Annotated in this window: 19 protein-coding genes; 10 read left to right on the top strand and 9 right to left on the bottom strand. The window is 67.7% G+C overall.

What is annotated here, in order from left to right; all coding sequences use genetic code 11:
* Window positions 1–143 precede the first annotated feature (143 nt).
* The gene (locus ABZ863_RS26145; RefSeq protein ID WP_358540603.1) at window positions 144–356 is read right to left on the bottom strand and encodes a hypothetical protein; all 213 of its coding nucleotides are present in this window, start codon (window positions 354–356) and stop codon (window positions 144–146) included.
* A 159-nt stretch (window positions 357–515) separates the two neighbouring features.
* Here ABZ863_RS26145 and coaE point away from each other — a divergent pair, with 159 nt between their 5' ends.
* The gene (gene coaE, locus ABZ863_RS26140; RefSeq protein ID WP_358540600.1) at window positions 516–1,712 is read left to right on the top strand and encodes a dephospho-CoA kinase; all 1,197 of its coding nucleotides are present in this window, start codon (window positions 516–518) and stop codon (window positions 1,710–1,712) included.
* 20 nt (window positions 1,713–1,732) lie between these two features.
* Here the strand turns inward: coaE and ABZ863_RS26135 are convergent, their stop codons facing one another.
* Both ABZ863_RS26135 and ABZ863_RS26130 read right to left on the bottom strand, forming a co-directional pair.
* The gene (locus tag ABZ863_RS26135; protein ID WP_358540597.1) at window positions 1,733–3,007 is read right to left on the bottom strand and encodes a sensor histidine kinase; all 1,275 of its coding nucleotides are present in this window, start codon (window positions 3,005–3,007) and stop codon (window positions 1,733–1,735) included.
* 7 nt (window positions 3,008–3,014) lie between these two features.
* Window positions 3,015–3,551, bottom strand: a complete 537-nt coding sequence (locus tag ABZ863_RS26130) for a DUF402 domain-containing protein (RefSeq protein ID WP_358540594.1) — start codon at window positions 3,549–3,551, stop codon at window positions 3,015–3,017.
* Between the two features lie 51 nt (window positions 3,552–3,602).
* On the opposite strand from ABZ863_RS26130, the gene ABZ863_RS26125 reads away from it, so the two are divergent.
* The 3 genes from ABZ863_RS26125 (at window position 3,603) to uvrB (ending at window position 7,406) form a co-directional block, all read left to right on the top strand.
* Window positions 3,603–4,859 (top strand): helix-turn-helix domain-containing protein, encoded by a 1,257-nt coding sequence (locus ABZ863_RS26125; RefSeq protein ID WP_358540592.1) that lies wholly within the window; start codon window positions 3,603–3,605, stop codon window positions 4,857–4,859.
* Between the two features lie 90 nt (window positions 4,860–4,949).
* Window positions 4,950–5,210, top strand: a complete 261-nt coding sequence (locus ABZ863_RS26120) for a hypothetical protein (protein ID WP_358540589.1) — start codon at window positions 4,950–4,952, stop codon at window positions 5,208–5,210.
* Window positions 5,211–5,246: 36 nt separating this feature from the next.
* Window positions 5,247–7,406 carry an excinuclease ABC subunit UvrB gene (gene uvrB / locus ABZ863_RS26115; RefSeq protein WP_358540586.1) on the top strand — a complete coding sequence of 720 codons (2,160 nt, stop codon included), beginning with the start codon at window positions 5,247–5,249 and terminating at the stop codon, window positions 7,404–7,406.
* Between the two features lie 7 nt (window positions 7,407–7,413).
* Here the strand turns inward: uvrB and ABZ863_RS26110 are convergent, their stop codons facing one another.
* The 4 genes from ABZ863_RS26110 to ABZ863_RS26095 all read right to left on the bottom strand — a co-directional run bounded on the left by ABZ863_RS26110 (window position 7,414) and on the right by ABZ863_RS26095 (window position 12,204).
* Window positions 7,414–7,794 (bottom strand): VOC family protein, encoded by a 381-nt coding sequence (locus tag ABZ863_RS26110; protein WP_358540583.1) that lies wholly within the window; start codon window positions 7,792–7,794, stop codon window positions 7,414–7,416.
* Between the two features lie 93 nt (window positions 7,795–7,887).
* Window positions 7,888–8,220: a hypothetical protein gene (locus tag ABZ863_RS26105; RefSeq protein WP_358540580.1), complete on the bottom strand. Its 333-nt coding sequence runs from the start codon at window positions 8,218–8,220 to the stop codon at window positions 7,888–7,890.
* A gap of 151 nt (window positions 8,221–8,371) precedes the next feature.
* Window positions 8,372–9,334: an ABC transporter permease gene (locus ABZ863_RS26100; protein WP_358540577.1), complete on the bottom strand. Its 963-nt coding sequence runs from the start codon at window positions 9,332–9,334 to the stop codon at window positions 8,372–8,374.
* The gene (locus tag ABZ863_RS26095; RefSeq protein WP_358540575.1) at window positions 9,331–12,204 is read right to left on the bottom strand and encodes an alpha/beta fold hydrolase; all 2,874 of its coding nucleotides are present in this window, start codon (window positions 12,202–12,204) and stop codon (window positions 9,331–9,333) included. The genes ABZ863_RS26100 and ABZ863_RS26095 overlap by 4 nt, the downstream gene beginning before the upstream one ends.
* Window positions 12,205–12,499: 295 nt before the next feature.
* On the opposite strand from ABZ863_RS26095, the gene ABZ863_RS26090 reads away from it, so the two are divergent.
* The 3 genes from ABZ863_RS26090 (at window position 12,500) to ABZ863_RS26080 (ending at window position 16,845) form a co-directional block, all read left to right on the top strand.
* Window positions 12,500–13,531, top strand: coding sequence for a TerC family protein (locus tag ABZ863_RS26090; protein ID WP_358540572.1), 1,032 nt, complete (start codon window positions 12,500–12,502; stop codon window positions 13,529–13,531).
* Window positions 13,532–13,569: 38 nt separating this feature from the next.
* Window positions 13,570–15,522 carry a S9 family peptidase gene (locus ABZ863_RS26085; RefSeq protein ID WP_358540570.1) on the top strand — a complete coding sequence of 651 codons (1,953 nt, stop codon included), beginning with the start codon at window positions 13,570–13,572 and terminating at the stop codon, window positions 15,520–15,522.
* Between the two features lie 177 nt (window positions 15,523–15,699).
* Window positions 15,700–16,845 (top strand): DUF222 domain-containing protein, encoded by a 1,146-nt coding sequence (locus ABZ863_RS26080; protein WP_358540567.1) that lies wholly within the window; start codon window positions 15,700–15,702, stop codon window positions 16,843–16,845.
* On the opposite strand, the gene ABZ863_RS26075 is transcribed toward ABZ863_RS26080, so the two are convergent.
* Window positions 16,842–17,927 (bottom strand): IS630 family transposase, encoded by a 1,086-nt coding sequence (locus ABZ863_RS26075; protein ID WP_358540564.1) that lies wholly within the window; start codon window positions 17,925–17,927, stop codon window positions 16,842–16,844. The genes ABZ863_RS26080 and ABZ863_RS26075 overlap by 4 nt on opposite strands.
* A gap of 504 nt (window positions 17,928–18,431) precedes the next feature.
* Between ABZ863_RS26075 and ABZ863_RS26070 the strand changes: the two genes are divergently transcribed.
* Window positions 18,432–19,328 carry a TIGR03619 family F420-dependent LLM class oxidoreductase gene (locus tag ABZ863_RS26070; RefSeq protein ID WP_358540562.1) on the top strand — a complete coding sequence of 299 codons (897 nt, stop codon included), beginning with the start codon at window positions 18,432–18,434 and terminating at the stop codon, window positions 19,326–19,328.
* A gap of 246 nt (window positions 19,329–19,574) precedes the next feature.
* Here ABZ863_RS26070 and ABZ863_RS26065 read toward each other — a convergent pair whose 3' ends face one another.
* Complete coding sequence (locus ABZ863_RS26065; RefSeq protein WP_358540560.1) at window positions 19,575–20,234, bottom strand: winged helix-turn-helix transcriptional regulator; 660 nt, start codon at window positions 20,232–20,234, stop codon at window positions 19,575–19,577.
* Window positions 20,235–20,334: 100 nt separating this feature from the next.
* On the opposite strand from ABZ863_RS26065, the gene ABZ863_RS26060 reads away from it, so the two are divergent.
* Window positions 20,335–20,658 (top strand): hypothetical protein, encoded by a 324-nt coding sequence (locus tag ABZ863_RS26060; protein WP_358540557.1) that lies wholly within the window; start codon window positions 20,335–20,337, stop codon window positions 20,656–20,658.
* Window positions 20,651–21,109 (top strand): DUF6632 domain-containing protein, encoded by a 459-nt coding sequence (locus ABZ863_RS26055; protein ID WP_358540554.1) that lies wholly within the window; start codon window positions 20,651–20,653, stop codon window positions 21,107–21,109. The genes ABZ863_RS26060 and ABZ863_RS26055 overlap by 8 nt, the downstream gene beginning before the upstream one ends.
* Window positions 21,110–21,228 lie beyond the last annotated feature (119 nt).

Below are 21,228 nucleotides of genomic sequence, written 5' to 3'. Positions count from 1 at the left end.
TGACTACGGCAGTGGCCCCGGTTCCCCGGAACCGGGGCCACTGCCGTTGTGCCGTCCCGCGGTACCGGAGCGCGCATAGTTCAGCGGCCCGCACCGTGGTGACAGTGCGGGCCGCTGGGCGTGAAGGTCTACTCGGCGCCGGGCTAGGTGGTGGCCGGCGTCCAGGCACGCTCGTACGCGGCCGCGCGCGCTCGGCGGCGCAGGCCGGCGAGGCTGTGCTTGGCAGGGACGAGCAACGCGGTCAGCCAGTTGCGCCGGTACTCGTCGAGTGCCACCGTCACCTCGCGGTGCAGGACGCAGTGCGCCAGCCCAGGCGTGCCGAGCCTGTGCCTTCCGACGTACTTACTGGCTGGCATCGTTCCTCCGTCTGGGCGACCCGCGTTCGCCCGGCACCGTACGCAAGAGACGCGCGGAACTGTGGTAAATGATCGGCGTGTCACTCTCACCAATTGCATCACGTTTTGGTTGAAGGCTCATGGTGAGCCGCTCCTGGGGCCGCCTGCTTGAATGCCGTCATGCTGCGAGTGGGTTTGACAGGAGGAATCGGCGCCGGGAAATCCACCGTCGCCACCCGGCTGGCCGAGCACGGCGCGGTCCTCATCGACGCCGATCGCATCGCACGCGAGGTCGTCGAACCCGGCACGCCGGGGCTCGCCGAACTCGTCGCCGAGTTCGGCGACGACGTCCTCACCCCGGACGGTGCCCTCGACCGGGCAGCGGTCGCCGCGCGGGTGTTCGCCGACGAGCAGTCCCGGCTGCGGCTCAACGCGATCCTGCATCCCCTGATCGGTGCCCGCACGGCGGAGCTCGTGGCGCAGGCCCCACCGGACGCCGTCGTCGTGCACGACATCCCGCTACTCGTCGAAGGCGGCCACGCGGCCGGCTACCACCTGGTGATCGTGGTCGACGCCGAGGAGGCCGTCCGGATCAGCCGGCTCGTCGACGCCCGCGGAATGTCCGAAGAGGACGCTCGCGCGCGCATTGCCGCGCAGGCGGACCGCAGGCAGCGGCGCGCGGTCGCCGACGTGTGGCTGGACAACAGCGGCAGCCGTGACCTCGTGCTGGCCGAGGTCGATGCGCTGTGGGCGGACCGGCTGGTGCCCTTCGAAGCCAATCTCCGCCTGCGCAGGCCCCGGCCACCCGGCTCACCGCACATCGTCGCCCACGACGACACGTGGCCCGCAGAGGCCGAGCGTGCGCTCGCCAGGATCCGGCTCGCGGCCGGGGACAGGCTGGTGCGTGCCGATCACATCGGCTCGACCGCGGTTGCCGGGCTCGACGCGAAGGACGTGCTGGATCTCCAGCTCACGGTGCCCACCCTCGACGATGCGGACGCGATCAGCGATGCGCTGTCCGATGCGGGGTTCGTCCGCGGCGAGGGGCACTGGTTCGACCACCCGCAGGATGACGGCGCCACGCCGCGAGCCCGGTGGGACAAGCGGTTGCACTACGGCGCCGATCCGGCACGTCCGGTCAACCTCCACGTTCGTTCCGTGCAGGGCCCCGCGTGGCGGCTCGCGCTGCTGTTCCGTGACTGGCTGCGCGCGAGCCCAGCCGAGGTGGCCGTGTACACTGACATCAAGTACCGGCTCGCCCGCGCGCATGCCGGCGACGGCACCATCGAGCACTACGCCGACGAGAAGCAGGCCTGGGTCGACGTCGCGTTCCGGCGCGCCGAGATGTGGGCGGAGCGTACCGGCTGGACGCCATAGCACCTCGGCATCGGCGCTCGTCACGCCTCCCGCGCCGTGATCGCCGGGACACTGGCGGAGATGGCGGTGCCGCTGCCCGGTTCGCTCTCCACCACGAGTGACCCGGCGAGCCGGTGCAGCCGGTGCCGCATACCGGCCAGCCCGAAGCCGTGGTCGCCATCGCGGCTGGGGCGCGTCCGGTCCCCGTCGAAACCCACGCCGTCGTCGCGCACGTCGAGCGTCACCAGATCCTCCATATAGGACAGTGTCAGGCCGACCCGGCTCGCGCGCGCGTGTTTCGCGACATTGGTCAGCGCCTCCTGCGTGATCCGCAGTAACGTCGCCTCGATCTCGGGATGCAGTGCCTGGACGGTGCCGGTCGTGGTGAAGGTTGCGGCCACGCCTGTGCGTTCCGACCACCGCGCGACCACCCCGCCGAGCGCGTCCGGGAGCCCGGCGGACTCCAGGGCACTGGGGCTGAGTGCGCGCACGGCACGCCGGGCTTCCTGCAGGTTCTCCCGCGCGAGCGCCGTAGCGGCGGTGAGATGCCGTTGCCACAGTTGCGGATCTTCCTTGGCCTCCTGTGCGGCCTGGAGCTGCGTCACGATGCCGGTGAAGCCCTGCGCGAGCGTGTCGTGGATTTCGCGGCTCAGCCGCTGCCGTTCGTCGAGCACGCCCGCCTCCCGCGCCTGCGTGAGGAGCTGCCGGTGCAGGCCCGCGTTCTCCTCGAGCGCCGCCTCCAACTCGGCCATCGCCTTGCGCCGTTGCTCGTTGCGCTCCACGAGCTGCCGCGACATGACGAAGCCACCGCCGATCGCCACCGTCTGGACGATCACGATGGTGATGAAGGGCGCCGGCCAGTCACGGAGTGCCTGGAGGGGGCCACCGGAGGCCATGCTGTTGATCAGGGTGGAGGTGGCGGCGAGCCCGAGCAGTACGACGGGCAGCGGGCGAAGCTCGAACGAGCTGAAGAAGCACGCGATCATGAACACGAGAAACACGATGTCCCGGGACATGAGCACCGCGGCCAGCGCGAGTGTCCCGGCGAACAAGAGGGCGAGCAACCACGGCGTGCGCAGCCGCGCGGGCAGGAACGTGTCGGTGAGCAGCACCCACGCGAGGGCGAGGCCCGCCAGAGCCAGCGTGGGCCACCACTGCCCCCATGGCGGGCCCTGCGCCGCGCTGAGCACCGTGGAGACGGCCAGCAGCACAGGTGCGAGCCCGCGTTCCAGCCGCCGCAGCCATGGCCCCCACGGCGATTTCCCGTCGACGGGCAGTAGCCACGACGACGGGTGGTCGGCGCGCGCGTCCTTCATCAGGGCATTATCTCCAGGCACTGCCCGTCGGATGCCGCCGCCAGGTCAACGATATGTCCACAGTGGATAACCAGGCTGCGAGGTCGTAACCGTGCCGGGCCAGCGCGTCGACCGTCGCGTAGGTGGTCTCCAATGCGTGGCAGGCTTGTTCGGGCCGTACGAGGCCGCCCGCGACGGCCGCCAGCAGCTCATCGGTGTCGAGCACCTGGACGTCGCGCCCACCCCGCAGGACGAGGTCGAGGTAGAGATCGGTCGCCAGCCAGGTGTCGCCCTCGGTCTCGATGGTCACCACGTCGAGGTAGAAGTCCTGGTCGCGCTCGTGTCCCGGGGTGAACCAGAAGTCGGTCACGCGCAGGCCGAGTGAGGGCAGCAGCCAGGACTCCAGGTAGTCGAACTGTGTGCGGCCCGGCGCCTGTCGTGCCATATATAGCCCGAACGGCTCGATGCGGTACTCCTCGACCGCGCGGACGATCCCTTTGGGATCGGTGTTGGTACGGGCTGCGACGTCGAACCTCTCCAGCTTCGGCGGGTGCATGGCTGCCATCTTCCGGGGTTTACACAGACACGGCGAGCGTCACGCCCTACAGTGATCCAGGTGCAGGACGCAGCCGCCTTCCAGGAGCAGGTGTCCCTCGTCGCCGCCGCGTTGACCGGCCGTGCGTCGGAGCTGACCGCCGACCTGGTGACCCTGTACGAGCGGGAGCTGCCACATCTGGCACACGACGACGAGAGCATGGTCAGCCTGCTCGCCGCGAGCGTGTACCAGAACATCGACACCGCACTGCGGATCTTCCAGCACGGCATCGACCCCGAGCGGGCCGAAGCACCCGCCGCGGCGATCGAGTACGCGCGCAGGCTCGCGCAGCGCGGCACGCCGGTGATCGACCTCATCCGGGCGTACTACCTGGGGCAGATGTCGGTACTGGACCGCGCGCTCGACGAGGGTGCCCGGCAGATCGCTGATCCCGTTGTGCTGGGTGTGGCCATGCGCGCGGCGCTCGCCGGAGCCGTGACCTTCATTGATCGGGTGACCCAGCAGGTGGTGGCGGCTTACGAAGAGGAGCGGGACAACTGGTTGCTCAACCGCAGTGCCGTGCGGGCCGCGCGGGTGCGTGCACTACTGGACGACGACCTGGCCGACATCGACGCCGGTGAGGCGGCGCTCGGGTACCGCCTGCGTGGGCGGCATGTCGGCATGATCGTCTGGTATCCCCGGTCCACTCATCCCGCTGACCCGCTGGCCGGGCTCGAGGCGGTGGCCGGAAGGTTCGCGGTGGAGCTCGGCGGAGACGTCCGGCCCCTGTTCGTACCGAACGACGAGCTGTGCGCGTGGGTATGGCTGCCGGCCGAGCGGCCAGGATCATGGGATCGCGCGCTGCTGGAGCGGGTGCTCGAGAAGGACCCCGACATCCGGGTCGCGCTCGGCGAGCCTGGCGCGGGCATCGCCGGGTTCCGGCAGACGCACCGTCAGGCGGTACGTGTACACGCTCTGGCCCTCGCCGCGGGCCGGACCTGCGCAAGAGCGCTGCTGTTCCGCGAGGTCGGCGCCATCGCGTTGATGGCATCGGACCTGACTGCGGCCAGGACCTGGGTGGCGGACACACTGGGTGCGCTGGCCGTCGACGACGAGCAGAACGACCGGCTGCGCGAGACGCTCCGTGTTTTCCTCGCCGCCGGCGGGAGTTACACCGCCGCCGCGGCGCGGCTGACGATGCACAAGAACTCGGTGCAGTACCGGGTGCGCAAGGCCGAGGAGCTACTGGGCAGGCCCGTCGCGGACAACCGGCTCGACGTCGAGCTCGCGCTCAGCCTGTGCCACCGGCTCGGTGCCGCCGTACTCACCTTGAGCTGAGCCTTTTCGGTCTACCGGACCAGTTGTGTCGTAGATCATTGTTATCCCAACACGAAGCATTTCGTGGGGTGGCCTTCTACTCTGCCCGGTATGGGGTCGACAGTGCCGGAACCGGGTGACGCGGTGATGGTTGTCCGCCTGCGGCAGGGCACAGTTGGCGAGACCAGACGGGTGTGTCACGTGGTCCGTGTGCCGGACACCGCACCCGGCGAACTGGTGGCACTCTGCGGTGAGCGCATCGGGCCAGGTCAGGCCGAGCTGCTGACTGCGATCACCGGGATGCCCTGTGAGGTGTGCCTGATGATGTCGGCGCGCTCGGCGCCGGGCGGGCTGCTGCCGGTCGCCCGCTGACGCGGATTGTCGGTGCGTGCGCCTACCCTGGATGGCGTGGCTTTCGCAACGGAACACCCCGTGCTGGCGCAGTCGGAGTTCCGGCCGGTCTCCGAGGTCCCTCGGTCGGACGGCCGGTTCCAGGTGGTCAGCGAGTACCAGCCGGCCGGTGACCAGCCGGCGGCCATCGATGAGCTGGAGCGCCGGCTCGGGGTAGGCGAGAAGGACGTCGTGCTGCTGGGCGCCACGGGTACCGGTAAGTCGGCGACCACGGCGTGGCTGATCGAGCGGGTCCAGCGGCCGACACTGGTGATGGCGCCGAACAAGACGCTCGCCGCGCAGATCGCCAACGAGCTACGCGAGCTGTTCCCGCACAACGCCGTCGAGTACTTCGTCAGCTACTACGACTACTACCAGCCAGAGGCCTACGTTCCGCAGACCGACACCTACATCGAGAAGGACTCGTCGATCAACGACGATGTGGAGCGACTGCGCCACTCGGCGACGATGAACCTGCTGTCGCGGCGCGACGTCATCGTCGTCGCCAGCGTCTCCTGTATTTACGGTCTCGGCACGCCGCAGTCCTACCTCGACCGTTCGGCGAAGCTCACGGTCGGTGAAGAGGTCGAGCGCGACACGTTCCTGCGCGCGCTGGTCGACGTCCAGTACACGCGAAACGACCTCGCCTTCGCGCGCGGCACCTTCCGGGTCCGCGGTGACACCGTGGAGATCATCCCGGCCTATGAGGAGCTCGCGATCCGTGTCGAGTTCTTCGGCGACGAGATCGACAAGCTGTACTACCTGCACCCGCTGACGGGGGAGATCGTCAACGAGGTCGGCGAGGTGCGGATCTTCCCGGCAACCCACTATGTCGCGGGCCCCGATCGGTTGGAGAAGGCCATCCACGCGATCGAGGCCGAGCTGGAGGAGCGGCTGGCGAAGCTCGAGAAGCAGGGCAAGCTGCTGGAGGCGCAGCGGCTGCGCATGCGCACCGCCTACGACATCGAGATGATGCGTCAGGTGGGGTTCTGTTCCGGCATCGAGAACTACTCGCGGCACATCGACGGCCGGCCGGGGGGTTCGGCTCCTGCGACGCTGATCGACTACTTCCCCGAGGACTTCCTGCTCGTCATCGACGAATCGCACGTGACCGTGCCGCAGATCGGCGGCATGTACGAGGGCGACGCCTCGCGCAAGCGCACACTCGTGGAGCACGGGTTCCGGCTGCCGAGCGCACTGGACAACCGGCCGCTGACCTGGGAGGAGTTCAGCGACCGCATCGGCCAGACCGTGTACCTTTCGGCGACCCCCGGTCCGTACGAGATGGGGCAGGCCGGCGGCGAGTTCGTCGAGCAGGTCATCCGGCCGACCGGCCTGGTCGACCCGGAGGTGGTCGTCAAACCCACCGAGGGCCAGATCGACGACCTGGTGCACGAGATCCGGCTCCGCGCCGAGCGGGACGAGAGGGTGCTGGTCACCACGCTCACCAAGAAGATGGCCGAGGATCTCACCGACTACCTGCTGGAGCTCGGAATCCGCGTCCGCTACCTGCACTCGGAGGTCGACACGCTGCGCCGGGTGGAGCTGCTGCGGCAACTGCGGTCCGGCGACTTCGACGTTCTCGTCGGGATCAACCTCCTGCGCGAGGGCCTCGACCTGCCCGAGGTGTCGCTCGTCGCGATCCTCGACGCCGACAAGGAAGGCTTCCTGCGCAGCGGTACGTCGCTGATCCAGACGATCGGCCGCGCCGCCCGTAACGTGTCGGGCGAGGTGCACATGTACGCCGACAAGATCACCGACTCGATGCAGTTCGCGATCGAGGAGACCAACCGCAGGCGCGCGAAGCAGATCGCCTACAACACCGAACGTGGCCTCGACCCGCAGCCGCTGCGCAAGAAGATCGCCGACATCCTCGACCGCGTCTACACGGAGGCCGAGGACTCGGAGGAGGGGATCGCCGTCGGTGGTTCCGGCCGCAACGTCTCGCGCGGGAAGAAGCCGGAACAGGGCGACCGGGTACGCAGCTCGGGTGTGCTGACCGACCGCGACGTCAGCACGATGCCCCGCGCTGAGCTGGCCGACCTCATCCAGCAGATGACCGACCAGATGATGCAGGCGGCGCGGGACCTGCAGTTCGAGCTGGCGGCCCGGTTGCGCGACGAGATCGCCGAGCTGAAGAAGGAGCTGCGTGGCATGGATGCCGCCGGCGTCAAGTAGCTGCCCGCTACTCGGCGCTCGGGTCGTCCTCCAGCAGCCCGAACAGGTTGCCCTCGGTGTCGCGGCAATAGACGTGCCAGCCGATACGCGGGATCGCGTTCTTCGGCCGGGCGATCGTGCCGCCTGCCTGCTTCACCGTCCGTACCGCGCTGTCGATGTCGGCGACCTGCATCGTGAGCACGCAGGCGTTGGGTACGCAGCTCTCCCCGGGTGCGCGACCCGGCCGCTGCGCCAGCCCGCCGTCGATGCCGGGCCCGTCGCCGGTGGAGATCAGCCAGTAGGAGCCGGACCCCCATCTCTCGAAAGCCCAGTCGAAGACGGTCACATAGAACGTAATGGCACGTTCCGGATCGCTCGCGAATATCTCGAAGTGCATGGGGCGTGGCATGGCGGCCTCCTTGCCGGGCTGCGCCCGTTGCGAGCGTGGGACAAGACGGCACAGTGGCTATGCGGGAATTGTCAGTCACCCAGTGCACGCTTGTCAGCAGGCGTTGAAGGAGAACTCGCTTTCAGGCCAGCACCGACTGGATGTAGGCGTCAGTGGCGCGCAGGGCTCCGGGGCTGTCCACAGCTCGCCCGCCCGCGGGTCGTCGGCCGCGCGCTGCTCGCCGATGCGCTCGTTGAACGGACGGTGGAGCTGGTACTTGGTCTGGGCGAAGGCCGCGGCGAGTACCCCGCCGCCCGCTATCGCATGCCCGTTCACGGCGGCGACGACCGGCCGGGGGAGGTCGAACAGCGTCAGGAAGGCCTCCGACAGCAGCGTCAGGAACTCCTCGACGTAGGGCGCCGGTGAGGACCACGGCGCGGCAGTCACCGTCGGCGGTGACCTCCTCGATCCGGGTGATCAGTTCCCGGCACAGGTCGGTGTCCAGCGCGTTGGCCTTGCCGTGTGCCATCCGCAGCACGGCAATGTCGCCAACCCGCTCGGTGTGCAGAGACGGCACTGCCAACCTCTCGTTGTGCCGTCAGCTGGTGATGTCCTTGGTGGCGAAGCGGCGGGCGGCAAGCAGCCCGAACACCGTCGCGTACACGACCGACGACAGCACACCGCTGGCCATGTTGGCCCAGTCGATGTCGGTGGCGATCAGGTCCACCCACGCGAACGAGTAGTGCGTTGGCAGGAACTCCCGCAGGTCGCCGAGCGCGGTGATCTGGTCGAGGATCGACGACAGGATCGACACGAGCACTGTGCCGCCGACCGCGCCGAGCGGGGCTTCGGTCGACGCGCTCAGCAACAGGCCGAGCGCGGCCACCCAGGCCAGCTGAATGATGATGTAGCCGGTTCCGAGCAGGATCGCCAGCAGGCTCCGGCCGAACGGGATCGCGTCGCCGGTCGGGCTGATCGCCTCGCCCGCGCCGTAACCGATGATGCCCACGATCAGCGCGACCAGCGGCAGTGCCGCCACTGTCATCGCCGACAGCAACGCCGACGCCGTCGCCTTCTGGCGTAGCAGCCGGTGCCGGGGTACCGGGATCGACAGTAGGTACTTCAGGCTCGACCAGGACGCCTCGCTCGCGATCGTGTCGCCAAAGTACAGCGCGACGACCATCGGGAGCAGGAACGACCCGGAAACGAACAGCGCCACCACGACGAAGTTCGGCGCGCTCGCCGTCGCCAGGTCGATGAAGCCGCCGGAGCGCTGGTTCGGGCTGGCGTCACCGATCTCGAACGCGGCCACCAGAATCAGCGGCAGCAGCACCACGAACCCCAGCACCAGCTGGGTCCGCCTGCGGCGCAGCTGCCTGCGCAGCTCCACGCCGAGCCGCAGGGTGCGGCCGGCGCGGTACCCGGCGACCGCGCCGTCGGCGCCGACCTCCGTGGCCTCGCTGCTGGCCGCGTCGGTCAGCTCCTCCAGTGCCGCCGGATCGGTGTGCACGCCCTGGTCGAGGTGGGCGTTCTCCTCGGCCGTCCTGCGTGCCTTGCTCATGAGCCGTCACCTTCCCCGACCAGTTGCAGGAACGCATCTTCCAGCCGGCGCCGCGGCCCGGCCTGCTCCACCGACACACCGGCCCGCACGAGCGCGGCGACGGCCTCCGACCGTGGCAGCCCGTCGAGATCGGCGTGCACCAGTGGGCCGTCGATGTCGACGCTGGACACTCCGCTGACCACCCGCAGCGCTTCCGCGGCGGTCTGCGGGTTGTCCACCCGGAACGTCGCCTCGCCACCGGCGGCGACGATCTCGTGCACCTCACCGGCGGCCACGAGCCTGCCGCGATGCATGACGACCACGTGGGTGCACGTCTGTTCCACCTCGGCGAGCAGGTGGCTGGACACGACGACCGTGCGGCCGGTCGCCGCGTAGCGCTGCAGCACCTCGCGCATCTGGTGGATCTGCGGCGGGTCGAGCCCGTTGGCGGGCTCGTCGAGTACGAGCAGCTCCGGCAACCCGAGCATCGCCTGTGCGATGGCGAGCCGTTGCCGCATGCCCTGGCTGTAGGTGCGGACCTTGCGGTGCACCGCATCGCCGAGGCCCGCGATCTCCAGCGCCTCCGTGAAGTGCGCCTTCTCGGCAGGCCGGCCGGTGGCCTCCCAGTACAGGCGCAGGTTCGCCGCACCGGACAGGTGCGGCAGGAAGCCGGAGCCTTCGACGAACGAGCCGATCCGGGACAGCACCGGCGCGCCGGGGGAGATCCGGTGGCCGAACACTTTGATCTCTCCGGCGCTGGGCGTGATGAGGCCCATCAGCATGCGCAGGGTGGTGGTCTTGCCGGCGCCGTTGGGGCCGAGCAGGCCGAGCACCTGTCCCGGTTCGACGCGGAACGACAGCTCCCTCACCGCGGTCAGCCCGCCGGGATAGGACTTCGTGAGGCCCTCGATCACCATCGGGATGTCGGCGAGCTCGGGGTCGACCTGGTGTGAGCGCCTGCGGCGCAGCGCGGCTACCACGGCGATCACGGCGGCCGCGAGCAGTGTGCCCCCGATGCCGAGCAGCTGGCCGACGGGCCAGCCGGAGGTCACCGACGTACCCGGCACGACCGGGACGGAGAGCTGCGAGTCGGCGAGGGAGAGCCGGTACAGGGCCGGTTCGGCGGGCGTCTGGTAGGCCTGGTCGGTCGTGCTCACCACGAGTTGCAGGGAGTGACCCGACTCGACGGGCCGCACCACGCCCGGCAGGGTCACTGTGACGTCAACCGGTGAGCCGTCGGCAGGCAGCGACGGGATACGGATGGGCGCGACCGCACTGCCCGGCAGCGTGCGTGATCCGTCCGGGTTGACGTCGTAGAGCTTGGCGAACAGGACCGCACCGCCCTCGGGTACCCGGCCCTGCGCCGCCACCCGCAACCGCACCGTCGATGCTCCCGCCACGAGCAGCTGCGAGCCGACCGGCGCGGAGGTGAAGGCCGCGGACTGCCCCGGCAGGTCGCTGGCGAACATGCCGGACAGCCGCGACGAGCCGGAGATGACGCGGTTGAGACCCGGGATGCCGCTGACCGCGGCCGGGGAGCTGCCCGGCGGGCGCAGCACCGGCTGCTCGCCGCCGGTCAGCGCGACGTCGTGGCGCTCGGTGTTGCCGGGGGCCAGGCCTGGGTAGGCAGGCGCTTCGACACTGCGGACCGAGGGAGCCCCGTTGGCCCGCAGCGCACCCTGGACGTCGTAGGTGAAGCCGGTGCCGGGGTCGCTGCCGGTGCCCATGAGGTGGTACGACAGGAAGTCGCCGAGCTTGCCACGCAGCTGGGGACCGGGGCCGCCGCCGTCGTGGCCGCCGGTGTACCAGATGGTCGTCACCTTGCCGCCCGCCTCGGTGATCTGCCGGGCGTTGGCGTCGGCCTGGTCGAGCCCGAACAGCGTGTCGCTCTCGCCCTGCACGAGCAGCGTGGGCGCGGTGATGTTGCGGGTCACCGAGGCCGGTGACACCCGCTGCAGCAGCGCGACGGTCTGCGCGCTCGCGCGCCCGTTGGTGGCGACGTCGGTGTAGGCGGCGCACACCTGCGGGGTGAACCGGCCGCACTCACCTGGCTGCGCCGCGGGCGGCGCCGGCTGCGCGTCCTGCGCGGGTGCCGCCGAACCGCCGCCGTTCTGCGCGCTGCCTGCGGTGCCGTTGTCCACCTCGTCCCCGGCTTCCACGGCGTCGGCGCCGGATCCGCCGGAGGCCATCGGGGTACCCAGCCCGGTGGAGAACAGCGTGCCGGCCCAGCCCTTCTTGAACACGCCGTCCGCGCTGGCCGCCGTGGCGGCCGGGGTGCGCGCGTCGACGGTGCCCTGCGTCGCGGCGTTGGGCAGAAGTGCCTGTGCGAGGTCGTTGTAGGTGATGACCGGAGCGATCGCGTCGACCCGCTCGTCGGTGCCGGCCAGCAGCAGGGCGAGCGCGCCGCCGTAGGACGCGCCGGTCACCCCGACGCGGGGGTCGTCAGGGCCGTCCTTGAGCACCTCCGGGCGGCCGGCGAGGAAGTCGAGCAACCGGGACGCGTCGGCGACCTCGTAGTCGGGGTCGTTGAGCGCGATCTGGCCGGTGCTGCGGCCGAAGCCCCGCGCCGAGTACGTCAGCACCGTGAAGCCGCGGTCGGCGAACTCGCCGGCTTCCCGGCTGACGCTCTGTTTGTCACCACCGAAGCCGTGCGGCAGCAGGATGGCGGGCGCGGGGGTCCTCTCCGGCACGTACAGCGTGGTGTCGAGCTGCACGCGGTCGGCCGAGCCGGGTGCCGCGGGCACGTCGATGATCGCGTCCTGTGTGCGGAACCGGGCGGGCTGGTCGTCGCCGCTCAGCCAGACGGTACCGCCGGTGATCAGGACGGCGACCACGACGAGCAGCGCCGGCAGGCGCCCGCGACGGCCGTGCAACAGGGAAGTACGGGGCACGGGTTCACAGTATTGAACGGTTGCTGAGAACGACCGGACGGCTACCACCAGGCGGGGTGACCCGTTGTCCTGTGTGACCGAAGTAACGACTGCAAACCCGGTGACCCAGGTGATCACGGCTGGCTTTCCGTGGGCCGAGCCGCGATGATGGAGGAGTTGTGGAGGGGAGTATTCCTTCGCGGCGGTGTCGTCAGCACGGCTGCCCCTAGTGGCACCCGGCACCGTCGACCAGCATCGCTGGTGGAAGAGACCTCCGGGTAGTGGCCGTTCTTTCCGCTAACCGGAGGTTTGGTACATGACGGTGCCCGTTTGGCTTTGGCTTGCCACGATCGGTGGCCTGCTCGCTCTGATCGCGGTTGACCTGGTGATCGTCGACCGCAAGCCACATGAAGTCACGACAGGGGAAGCCGCCCGGTGGGTGATCTTCTACATCTCCTGTGCGGTGGTCTTCGGCATCGGTGTCTGGGTGCTCGGCGGGCACGACCCGGGTGTCGAGTTCTTCACCGGTTACATCACCGAGTACTCATTGTCCGTCGACAACCTGTTCATCTTCATGGTGATCATGGCGTCGTTCCGCGTCCCCGCCATTCACCAGCACCGCGTGCTGCTGATCGGCATCCTGCTCGCACTCGTCATGCGTGGTGCGTTCATCGCGGTCGGCGCGGCGCTCATCAACCGTTTCGTGTGGGTGTTCTTCCTGTTCGGCGCGGTGCTCGTGTGGACGGCCTACAGCATGGTCCGCGACAAGGGCGGGCACGAGGAGTACCAGGAGAACGCGGTCACCCGCTGGGTGCGCAAGATCTTCCCGGTGACCGACGACTACGTCGGGCACCACACGGTCGTCAAGCAGAACGGCAAGCGCTACCTCACGCCGATGGCCGTGGTCATCGTCGCGATCGGCAGTGCCGACCTGCTGTTCGCGGTCGACTCCATCCCCGCCATCTTCGGCATCACGCAGGACGCCTACCTGGTGTTCACGGCCAACGCGTTCGCGCTGATGGGCCTTCGCCAGCTGTACTTCCTACTCGGCGGGCTGGTCAACAAGCTGGTCTACCTGTCCTACGGTCTCGCCGTCATCCTCGGCTTCATCGGCCTGAAGCTCGTGCTGCACGCCCTGCACGAGTACCACGTCACGCCGTCGTGGCTGGAGATCAACAACTGGGTGTCGCTCGGCTTCATCGTCACGGTGCTCACGATCACGACTATCGCGAGCCTGATGAAGGCCAAGCGGGATCCCGGGGCCACCGGCAAGCTGAACCTGTCCGCCGCTGCGCCGGAGCAGGCCGAGCCGGAGGACGAGGCCGCCGGCTCGCGACCGGAGAAGTAACTCGTTAGTTTCGCTAAAGATCCGGTAATGTCCGGGTCGTGCGTCCCGCTGACCTGGCACTGCTTGCCGTACCCGGTCGCCCCGCCTGCCGGGGTGACCTGACCCTCGTCACGCTGACCCGGCCCGATCTGGCCAGCAACTCCTACCGGAGTGCGCTGCGCCGGATCGGGCCGGATTGTGACAGCCCCTGGACTCACGGTGAGCGCGATACCGCTCCCGCCATCTCTCCCGACGGCCGCTGGGTCGCATTCCTCCGGGCCACGGGTACCTCCGGGGCGCTGTCCCGGCCACAGCTGCACGTGATGCCCGCAGCCGGTGGCGAGCCGCGGCGCATCACCGCCTTGCCCCTCGGGGTGGACGCACCGGTGTGGGCGCCGGACTCCCGGCGCATCGCGTTCACCGCACGCGTGCCGCAGCCCGGTCGTTACGGCACCACCGCCGACGGCGCAGACGAGGCACCCGAACCCGCCGCGGAGGCCCCACGGCGGATCACCCGCTTCGACTACCGCATCGATGACATCGGCTTCCTGCGGGACCGGCCGAAGCGGCTGTTCGTTATGGACGCGCTCAGCGAAAGCACTCCCGAGGAACCGCCGGCACTGACCGGCGGTGCGGCCGATGTTGCCGACCCGGCGTGGACGCCGGACGGGCAGCGGGTGATCGTGGTCGCCGCGCGGGACTGGGACCGCGCCGAGACGTTGCATCAGGACCTGTACGCGGTTCCAGCCGATGGGGGAGACCCGGTGCTGGCAGTGCGTACGACGGGGCGGGCTTCGCATCCGGTGGTGAGCGACGACGGCACGGTCTTCTTCTACGGCACCGAGTTCGCCGGCGTTTTCAGCGTGGCGAAGAACTCCGGGCTGTGGGCGGCGACGCTGCCTGGCGACGGCGCGGTCGCCGAACCGCGGCGGCTCACCGACCCGGAAACGGTGCTGTGCGACGAGACCGCCGGCGACCCCGCGCCCTTCGGCAACGGTGTGCTCGTCGTGGTGCAACATCGCGGCGCGGCCGAGCTGCGCGCGGTGCCACGCGATGGTGACCGGGCCCCGCTGGCCGATCTCCCGCTCCTGGCGGGGGAGGGCGCTGCCGTGCGCGGCTTCGCCGTCGACGGCGACACGATCACCCTCGTCCAGGCCGGGCCCGCCGATGCGGGCGAGGTCGTGCGGCTCGAAGGCGACACCGTGCGGACCCTGACCGACTTCTCGCGACCGCTACGGGCAGCGGGCGTCCGGCCCGCCGAGGAGCTCACCGCGCAGGCGCCCGACGGCTACCCGGTACACGGATGGGTCGTCCCGCCCGAGGGCGCGGGCCCGCATCCGGTGCTGCTGGTGATCCACGGCGGCCCGTTCGCCGCTTACGAATGGAGCCTCTTCGACGAGGCGCAGGTCTATGCCTCGGCCGGTTACCTGGTCGTCCTCGCGAACCCACGCGGCTCGGCCGGTTACGGCGAATCGCACGGTCAGGCGATACTCGGCAAGCTCGGCACCGTCGACGCCGACGACCTACTCGCCTTGCTGGACGTCACACTGGAACGCCCTGACGCCGACGCGAGCCGGGTCGGTGTGATGGGTGGCTCCTACGGCGGGTTCATGACCGGCTGGCTCGCCGCGCACCACGGGCACCGGTTCCGTGCCGCGTGGAGTGAGCGGGCCGTCAACGCATGGGACTCCTTCGCCGGCAGCTCGGACATCGGCTGGTTCTTCACCGAGAACTACGTCGGCACCGACCCCGGTGAGCAGCGGGCGCGAAGCCCGCTGAGCCACGTCGGCAACATCGGAATCCCGTTTGCGGTGGTGCATTCCGAGCACGACTGGCGGTGTCCGGTCGAGCAGGCGCAGCGGATGTTCGTTGCGCTCAAGAAGAACGGCACCGAGACCGAGTTCCTGCTTTTCCCCGGGGAGGGGCATGAGCTGACCCGGTCCGGGAAACCACAGCATCGCGTGCAGCGGTTCGACGCCGTCCTCGAGTGGTGGGCGCGTCACTTGGCTTAACTTGGGACGATTTGGGTTGGGGTGGTTGGGTTTCAGGCACGCCGTCGGCGCGCCGTGTGAAACTGTCGCTCCTGTGGTTGGGTTTTGTCACTGTCCACTAGCGACAGTTCCCCACGGTCCGGGTATCGTTGTCAGGTTCTGCTTGTAGTTGGCTACTTGGTTCGGTATGATGGTCTCGTGGGGGATTCCTTGCTAGACCAACAAATTCTGACCCAGATCGAAGGTCTGAATCGGCTCAAAATGCGGGCTGAGGCCCTGCTGCATCGGGCCGTGAACTCGCTCGACGAGCATCGGGGGCATGCTCCCGATGTGGTAGCTGAGTTGGCGTTGGTGCTCTCGGTGAGTGAGCAGCATGCTCGGCGGATGGTGGATTTGTCTGCCGCGTTGGTTCATCGGTTGCCTCGGACTTTGTCTGCTATGGAGTCCGGTGTTGTCGATTCCTATCGGGCTTCGAAGGTCGCCAGCGCTACCGCTTGGCTCAATGACTCGCAGGCTCGGGAGGTCGACTCGACCGTCGCTCCTCGTCTTGTCGGTAAGAATCCGCATCAGGTGCGGCGGGTTGCTACCTATTGGGCTTTGAAGGTCGATCCGGAGGGGGCTGCCCGACGGGCTTCCGTTCGTCGGGCTGAGAGGTCGGTGCAGTTGCTGCCGGGTGAGGACGGGATGTCCACATTGCTCGCTGACCTGCCTGCCGAGGTTGCCTCATCCGCTTATGCGCGGATTGATCGGATGGCCCGCACCTTGCGTGGCGGCAATGAATCCCGCACTCTCGACCAACTTCGGGCCGACGTGTTCGCCGAATTGCTCGGCTCGAATGCCACCGGTTCGGGGGCGAAGGCCGACGTGCACGTCTACGTTGACCTCACGACTCTGGCTGGCTTGAACGACAATCCGGCTCAGTTGGCGGGGTACGGGCCGATCGCGGCAGACGTGGCTAGGCAGATTGCCGAGGAACCGTCCTCGACGTGGCGGCGGATCGTCACCGATCCGCTCACCGGGGCGCCGGTCGACGTGGGGCGACAACGGTATCGCCCGCCGGCGGTGACCGACGAGTTCGTCCGGGTGCGCGATCGCGAATGTCGGTTCCCGTCGTGCCATCGGCCCGCCCATTTCGGCGACAACGATCACCACATTCCCTGGAACCGCCAGGGACCCACGAATCAGGCCAACCTGGTCAACTTGTGTCGGCGGCACCACCGCCTTAAGGACCGTCCAGGGTGGACCTACCGGTTACACCCGACCACGGCAGCCGTCGCCGTCACCACACCCACGGGTACCACCTACACCAGCAAACCCGAACCACTCCACGACCCACCGTTCTAGTGTCGTGAGTCGTTAATTCGTTGGCAGTATGTGGCGAGGGTGTCGAGGATCTGGTCGGCGGGCTTGGTCCAGATGAACGGTTTGGGGTCGGCGTTCCACTCGTTGATCCAGCGGCGGACGTCGCGTTCGAGTTCGGTGACGCTGCGGTGGGCGGAGCGCCGTAGCTTGCGGTTGGTCAACTCGGAGAACCAGCGTTCCACCAGGTTGAGCCAGGAGCTGCTGGTCGGGGTGAAGTGCAGGTGGAACCGTGGGTGGCGGATCAGCCATTCCTTGACTTTGGGGATCTTGTGCGTGGCGTAGTTGTCCAACACCAGGTGCAAGGTCAGGTCCTTAGGCACTGCGTCGTCGATGAGTTTGAGGAATCGCAGGAACTCCTGGTGACGGTGCCGGCGGTAATGCTGGGCGATGACCGAACCGCTGGAGATGTCGAACGCGGCGAACAGGCTGGTCGTGCCGTGACGGACGTAGTCATGGGTCATCCGCGCCGGGGTGGTGGGCATGATCGGCAGGATCGGGGCGGTCCGGTCGATCGCCTGCATCTGGCTCTTCTCGTCCACTGCGAGCACCAGCGCGTTCTCCGGCGGCGCCATATACAGGCCAACAACATCGCGGACCTTGTCCACGAACTGCGGATCGGTCGACAGCTTCCAGGTTTCGATCGCATGCGGCTTCAACCCAAAGGCCCGCCAGATCCGCGAAACCGCCGACTGTGACATGCCCACCGCCTCGGCCATCGACCGGGTAGACCAGTGCGTGTCCTCGCCCGGGATCTCCTCCAACGTCTTCACGATCACCTGGTCAACCTGCACGTCGGTGATCGTCCGAGGCTTCCCCGGACGGGGCTCATCCGACAGCCCCTCCAGACGCCTGGCCAGAAACCGCGACCGCCACTTCGACACCATGTTGCGCGAGACCCCAATGTCCTCCGCAACCTCGCCGATCGTGCCACCTTCGGCGCAGCGCAACACAATCCGCGACCGCAACGCCAATGCCTGCGCGGTCTTCCGGCGCCGCGCCCACCCCACCAGGACCAACCGTTCCTCGGCGGACAACACCACCGGATCAAGCTTCGGGCTCGGCACCGCCACACCCTACAACTACCAACGAACTACTGACTCACGACACTAGCTTGTGTATTGACGATTGCCTGAAACCCGCGGCGGACGGGAGTGTCAGCGATCTTGGCGCAGTCCCAGCTCGCGCCGCCCGCTGCACCTGTGCTTCGTTGATCGCATCCACCAACGCTTGCCGGGGCCGATTCGTGCCTTGATTTCTTTCTGGAATGAGTGTAATTCCGCTTCGGCTTTGGCCAGCACTCGTTGAGGTGTTCGCGAGGAGGTCAGCATGGTTTGTTCTTTCTGAGCTGGTGTCCGATGCCAATGTCCGCGGTCGCCTGTGTGGATGTCGGAACTCGTGTGCGCTACCTCCTCCGTGTTTCAACAGCGATCGACTGTGTCCGCTGTCACATGCCTGTTGTCCTGGTTCGGGAATTTTGTGACGCGGTGAGAAGTTACCCACTCAGTCTACTGTCGGGGCTGACGATACGTGCGTGTGTGGCGTTTCTGGCGATGACATTCGGCTATTGAGTGGCGGCACTGGTAATCCGCGAGGAAGGCAAAGGCATGAAGTTCGGAGTTAGCTACTCCACCTCCCATTTCGGCTTCGATCCAGATCGGATCGTCGCTTATGCACGTCATGCGGAGGCGTGTGGTTTCGAGGGTCTGTACCTTCCTGAACACCTGGTTCTGTATCCCGGAGCGCGACTCTATAACGTTGAGGTCCCGCCGTCGCTGCCGTTCCTCGATCCGCTTGACACCCTCGCCTATGTCGCCGCAGCGACCGAGCGGCTCCTGCTGGGCACGGGCGTGCTGTTGTTGCCGTATCGGCACCCTGTGGTGCTCGCCAAGCAGTTGGCGACCATCGATGTGTTGTCCAAAGGCCGGATGCGGTTGCTGACAGTGGGGTTGGGCACCCTGCCGGAGGAGGCCACGGCTACCAACGTTGCTTTCCGCACACGCGGACGGCGGGCCGATGAAGCGATCGATGTGTTGCGTCTGCTGTGGGAGGGCGGCGAAGAGGGCGTCAGTTTCCAGGGCGAGTTCTTCTCATTCGACAAGCTTGTGCAGTTTCCGAAGCCGTACCAGAGCACGACGCTGCCCATTCACGTCGGTGGATCGAGTCAGGCGGCGGCACGCCGGGCCGGTCTCCGGGGTGACGGGTACTTCCCGGGTGGGGCGCTGGTGCCCGAGGAACGTGTGGCCCAGTGGGAACTGGCTCGCGTGACCGCCAAGGATGCCGGGCGTGATCCGGATAGCCTCGAATACACCCGCTGGGGCGGAATCGACATGACCCACGAGCAATTCGAAGCCTTCGCCGCGCAGGGCGTCACCCGTGTCGTCGTCAGCGCCACGGCTTCAAGTCCGAACGAACAACGTGACGAGCTGTCGCGGTTCGCAGAACGCTTCGTTCTCGAACACCCGTAACCTGCCCGCCCGGCTGGGGTACACCTTCGCGGGCGAGGACTCGCCAACGGCGACTATGCTGCTGAGCGTGATGGGCGTGTTCACCGGGTTTGGTTAGTAGGTCTCGGTGACCGGCCAGCGGTTACATCGCGCTGCGCCTTTTCGGTGGGGTCGAGGCTGCGGGTCACAAGATACGGGCCAGAACTTTGCGTGTCAGGCCAGAGCGATCTCGAAACAGTCTCCTGCGCATCGCAGCAGGGGGTCAGCTCACTCCGCTGGTTTGGGTAGTGGGAACAGTTTCAGGAACCGGGCGATCACATCGGAGGGACCGGTGGTCGTGGCCTGGCCACTGCGTCGTGCGTCGTCAAGGCGGCGAGGACCATAAAGCAGGTCGGCCAGGGTTTGGCGGGTGGTGTCCAGCGTTGCAATGGGGTCGGCCGGCTCGCCACTGGACAGATGGAACTCGTCGTCGGCGACCTGGGCGCGGAACGGGCGGCCTTCGATTCTGAGCGAGATCGTCGCGTTGAAGCCGTGTGCGGCTTCGGGGTCGAACAGCGATCGCAGTGACAGCAGTAGCGAGTCGATACTGCTGTGGGCGTTGTGCGGCATGGACGGGGAGCGGCTGCCCCAACGGCCCAGGTCGGTGATGACCGGTTCGAGTTCGGCGCCCCACGCGGTCAGTTCGTAGACTTGGGAGCCAGCGGGCGGAGGCAGCCTGTGCTGATAGACGATGCCCGCCTCGCGGAGCTCACGGAGCCGGGTCGTCAGTACATCCGAACTCGCGCCGGTAATCCCCGCACGCAGATCGGTAAAACGTTTCGGGCCAAGCAGTAGCTCGCGTACGACCAGCAGCGCCCAGCGTTCCCCAACCAGGTCGAGTGCGTGTGACACGGCACAGCCCTCGTCGTACTTCCTCCTGCCCACCATGTCGCCGAGCCTACCAGCCCAGATACGACAGTCGGCTTCCCTGGTTGGACAAACCAACTAGCTAGTTGTATTGTCCAACTCAGATCTGGTTAGGAGGATCATGGGTAAGTCGAAAGTGGTGCAGTACCGGGTGCGCCCAGAGGTCGCCGACGAGAACCAGCGACTGGTGGAGAACGTGGTCGCCGAGTTCGCGGCCGAGAACCCAGATGGCATGCGCTACGCAGTATTCCGGCTCGCCGACGGCGTGAGCTTCGTCCACATCGTCCACTTCGACATCGACGACAATGGCCTGTCGCGGTCGGCGGCGTTCGCGGAGTTCCAGCGCGGCTTCGGCGACCGTGTCATCGGGGAGCCGACCGCCGACGAGGCCACTCTGATCGGTTCCTACCGTTTCGCCGGGACGGCGGTGTCCGCACATGAATGACCACCGTGGATTCACAATTTTTCTGCGCGTCTACGGCGCGATAACGGTGATCCTGTTTACCTTGCTGTTCCTGGGGTTCATGGCCAACACGTCGCTTCTCGCCGAACAGGGCGGGCCGCTGAACTGGCTCATCTGGAACGACGTTCGCTTCGGCGACGAGCACGCGCACGTTCCGCCCATGCTGCTGCTCATCTACGTAGTGTGGGGAGCCTTCCTGCTACGCGCAGCCCGTGACCCGTTGGCACACCGGTCGTTTCTCGACTTCACGATGTGGGCGAACGCGGCACACGGCGTGCTCATGACTTTCCAAGCCGCAATGGAGATCGACCGTTATTGGAGCAAGTTCCTCACCGACATTCCCTTCGTCCTGCTCCCGGTCGCCGTGATCTATGTGTGGCGATCGGGTGCTGGCCGACGTCAGCAGTCGGCCGCGACTGCAGGTCCCGGTTGAGCAAGGGATGCACGACGCCGTGGCCTAAGGGCTGTCTCGTAACTGATCTTGTGGTTGATGGGACTGGTGTTGTGGGTCAGTCCGTGAGGAGGATGTTGTGCAGGTGTGCGATTCCGGAA

Origin of the sequence: Saccharomonospora sp. NPDC046836 (genome assembly GCF_040645195.1) — a bacterium.
Classification (GTDB): Bacteria; Actinomycetota; Actinomycetes; order Mycobacteriales; family Pseudonocardiaceae; genus Prauserella_A.
Note: the sequence above shows the minus strand (reverse complement) of the source record. Positions and strands in the feature narration are given on the sequence as shown.

Bases quoted from the DNA above. Each gene is read 5' to 3' on its own strand.
- ABZ863_RS26145 (WP_358540603.1), bottom strand. From the start codon at position 356: ATGCCAGCCAGTAAGTACGTCGGAAGGCACAGGCTCGGCACGCCTGGG.
- coaE (WP_358540600.1), top strand. From the start codon at position 516: ATGCTGCGAGTGGGTTTGACAGGAGGAATCGGCGCCGGGAAATCCACC.
- ABZ863_RS26135 (WP_358540597.1), bottom strand. From the start codon at position 3,007: ATGAAGGACGCGCGCGCCGACCACCCGTCGTCGTGGCTACTGCCCGTC.
- ABZ863_RS26130 (WP_358540594.1), bottom strand. From the start codon at position 3,551: ATGGCAGCCATGCACCCGCCGAAGCTGGAGAGGTTCGACGTCGCAGCC.
- ABZ863_RS26120 (WP_358540589.1), top strand. From the start codon at position 4,950: ATGGGGTCGACAGTGCCGGAACCGGGTGACGCGGTGATGGTTGTCCGC.
- ABZ863_RS26110 (WP_358540583.1), bottom strand. From the start codon at position 7,794: ATGCCACGCCCCATGCACTTCGAGATATTCGCGAGCGATCCGGAACGT.
- ABZ863_RS26100 (WP_358540577.1), bottom strand. From the start codon at position 9,334: ATGAGCAAGGCACGCAGGACGGCCGAGGAGAACGCCCACCTCGACCAG.
- ABZ863_RS26090 (WP_358540572.1), top strand. From the start codon at position 12,500: ATGACGGTGCCCGTTTGGCTTTGGCTTGCCACGATCGGTGGCCTGCTC.
- ABZ863_RS26065 (WP_358540560.1), bottom strand. From the start codon at position 20,234: ATGGTGGGCAGGAGGAAGTACGACGAGGGCTGTGCCGTGTCACACGCA.
- ABZ863_RS26060 (WP_358540557.1), top strand. From the start codon at position 20,335: ATGGGTAAGTCGAAAGTGGTGCAGTACCGGGTGCGCCCAGAGGTCGCC.
- ABZ863_RS26055 (WP_358540554.1), top strand. From the start codon at position 20,651: ATGAATGACCACCGTGGATTCACAATTTTTCTGCGCGTCTACGGCGCG.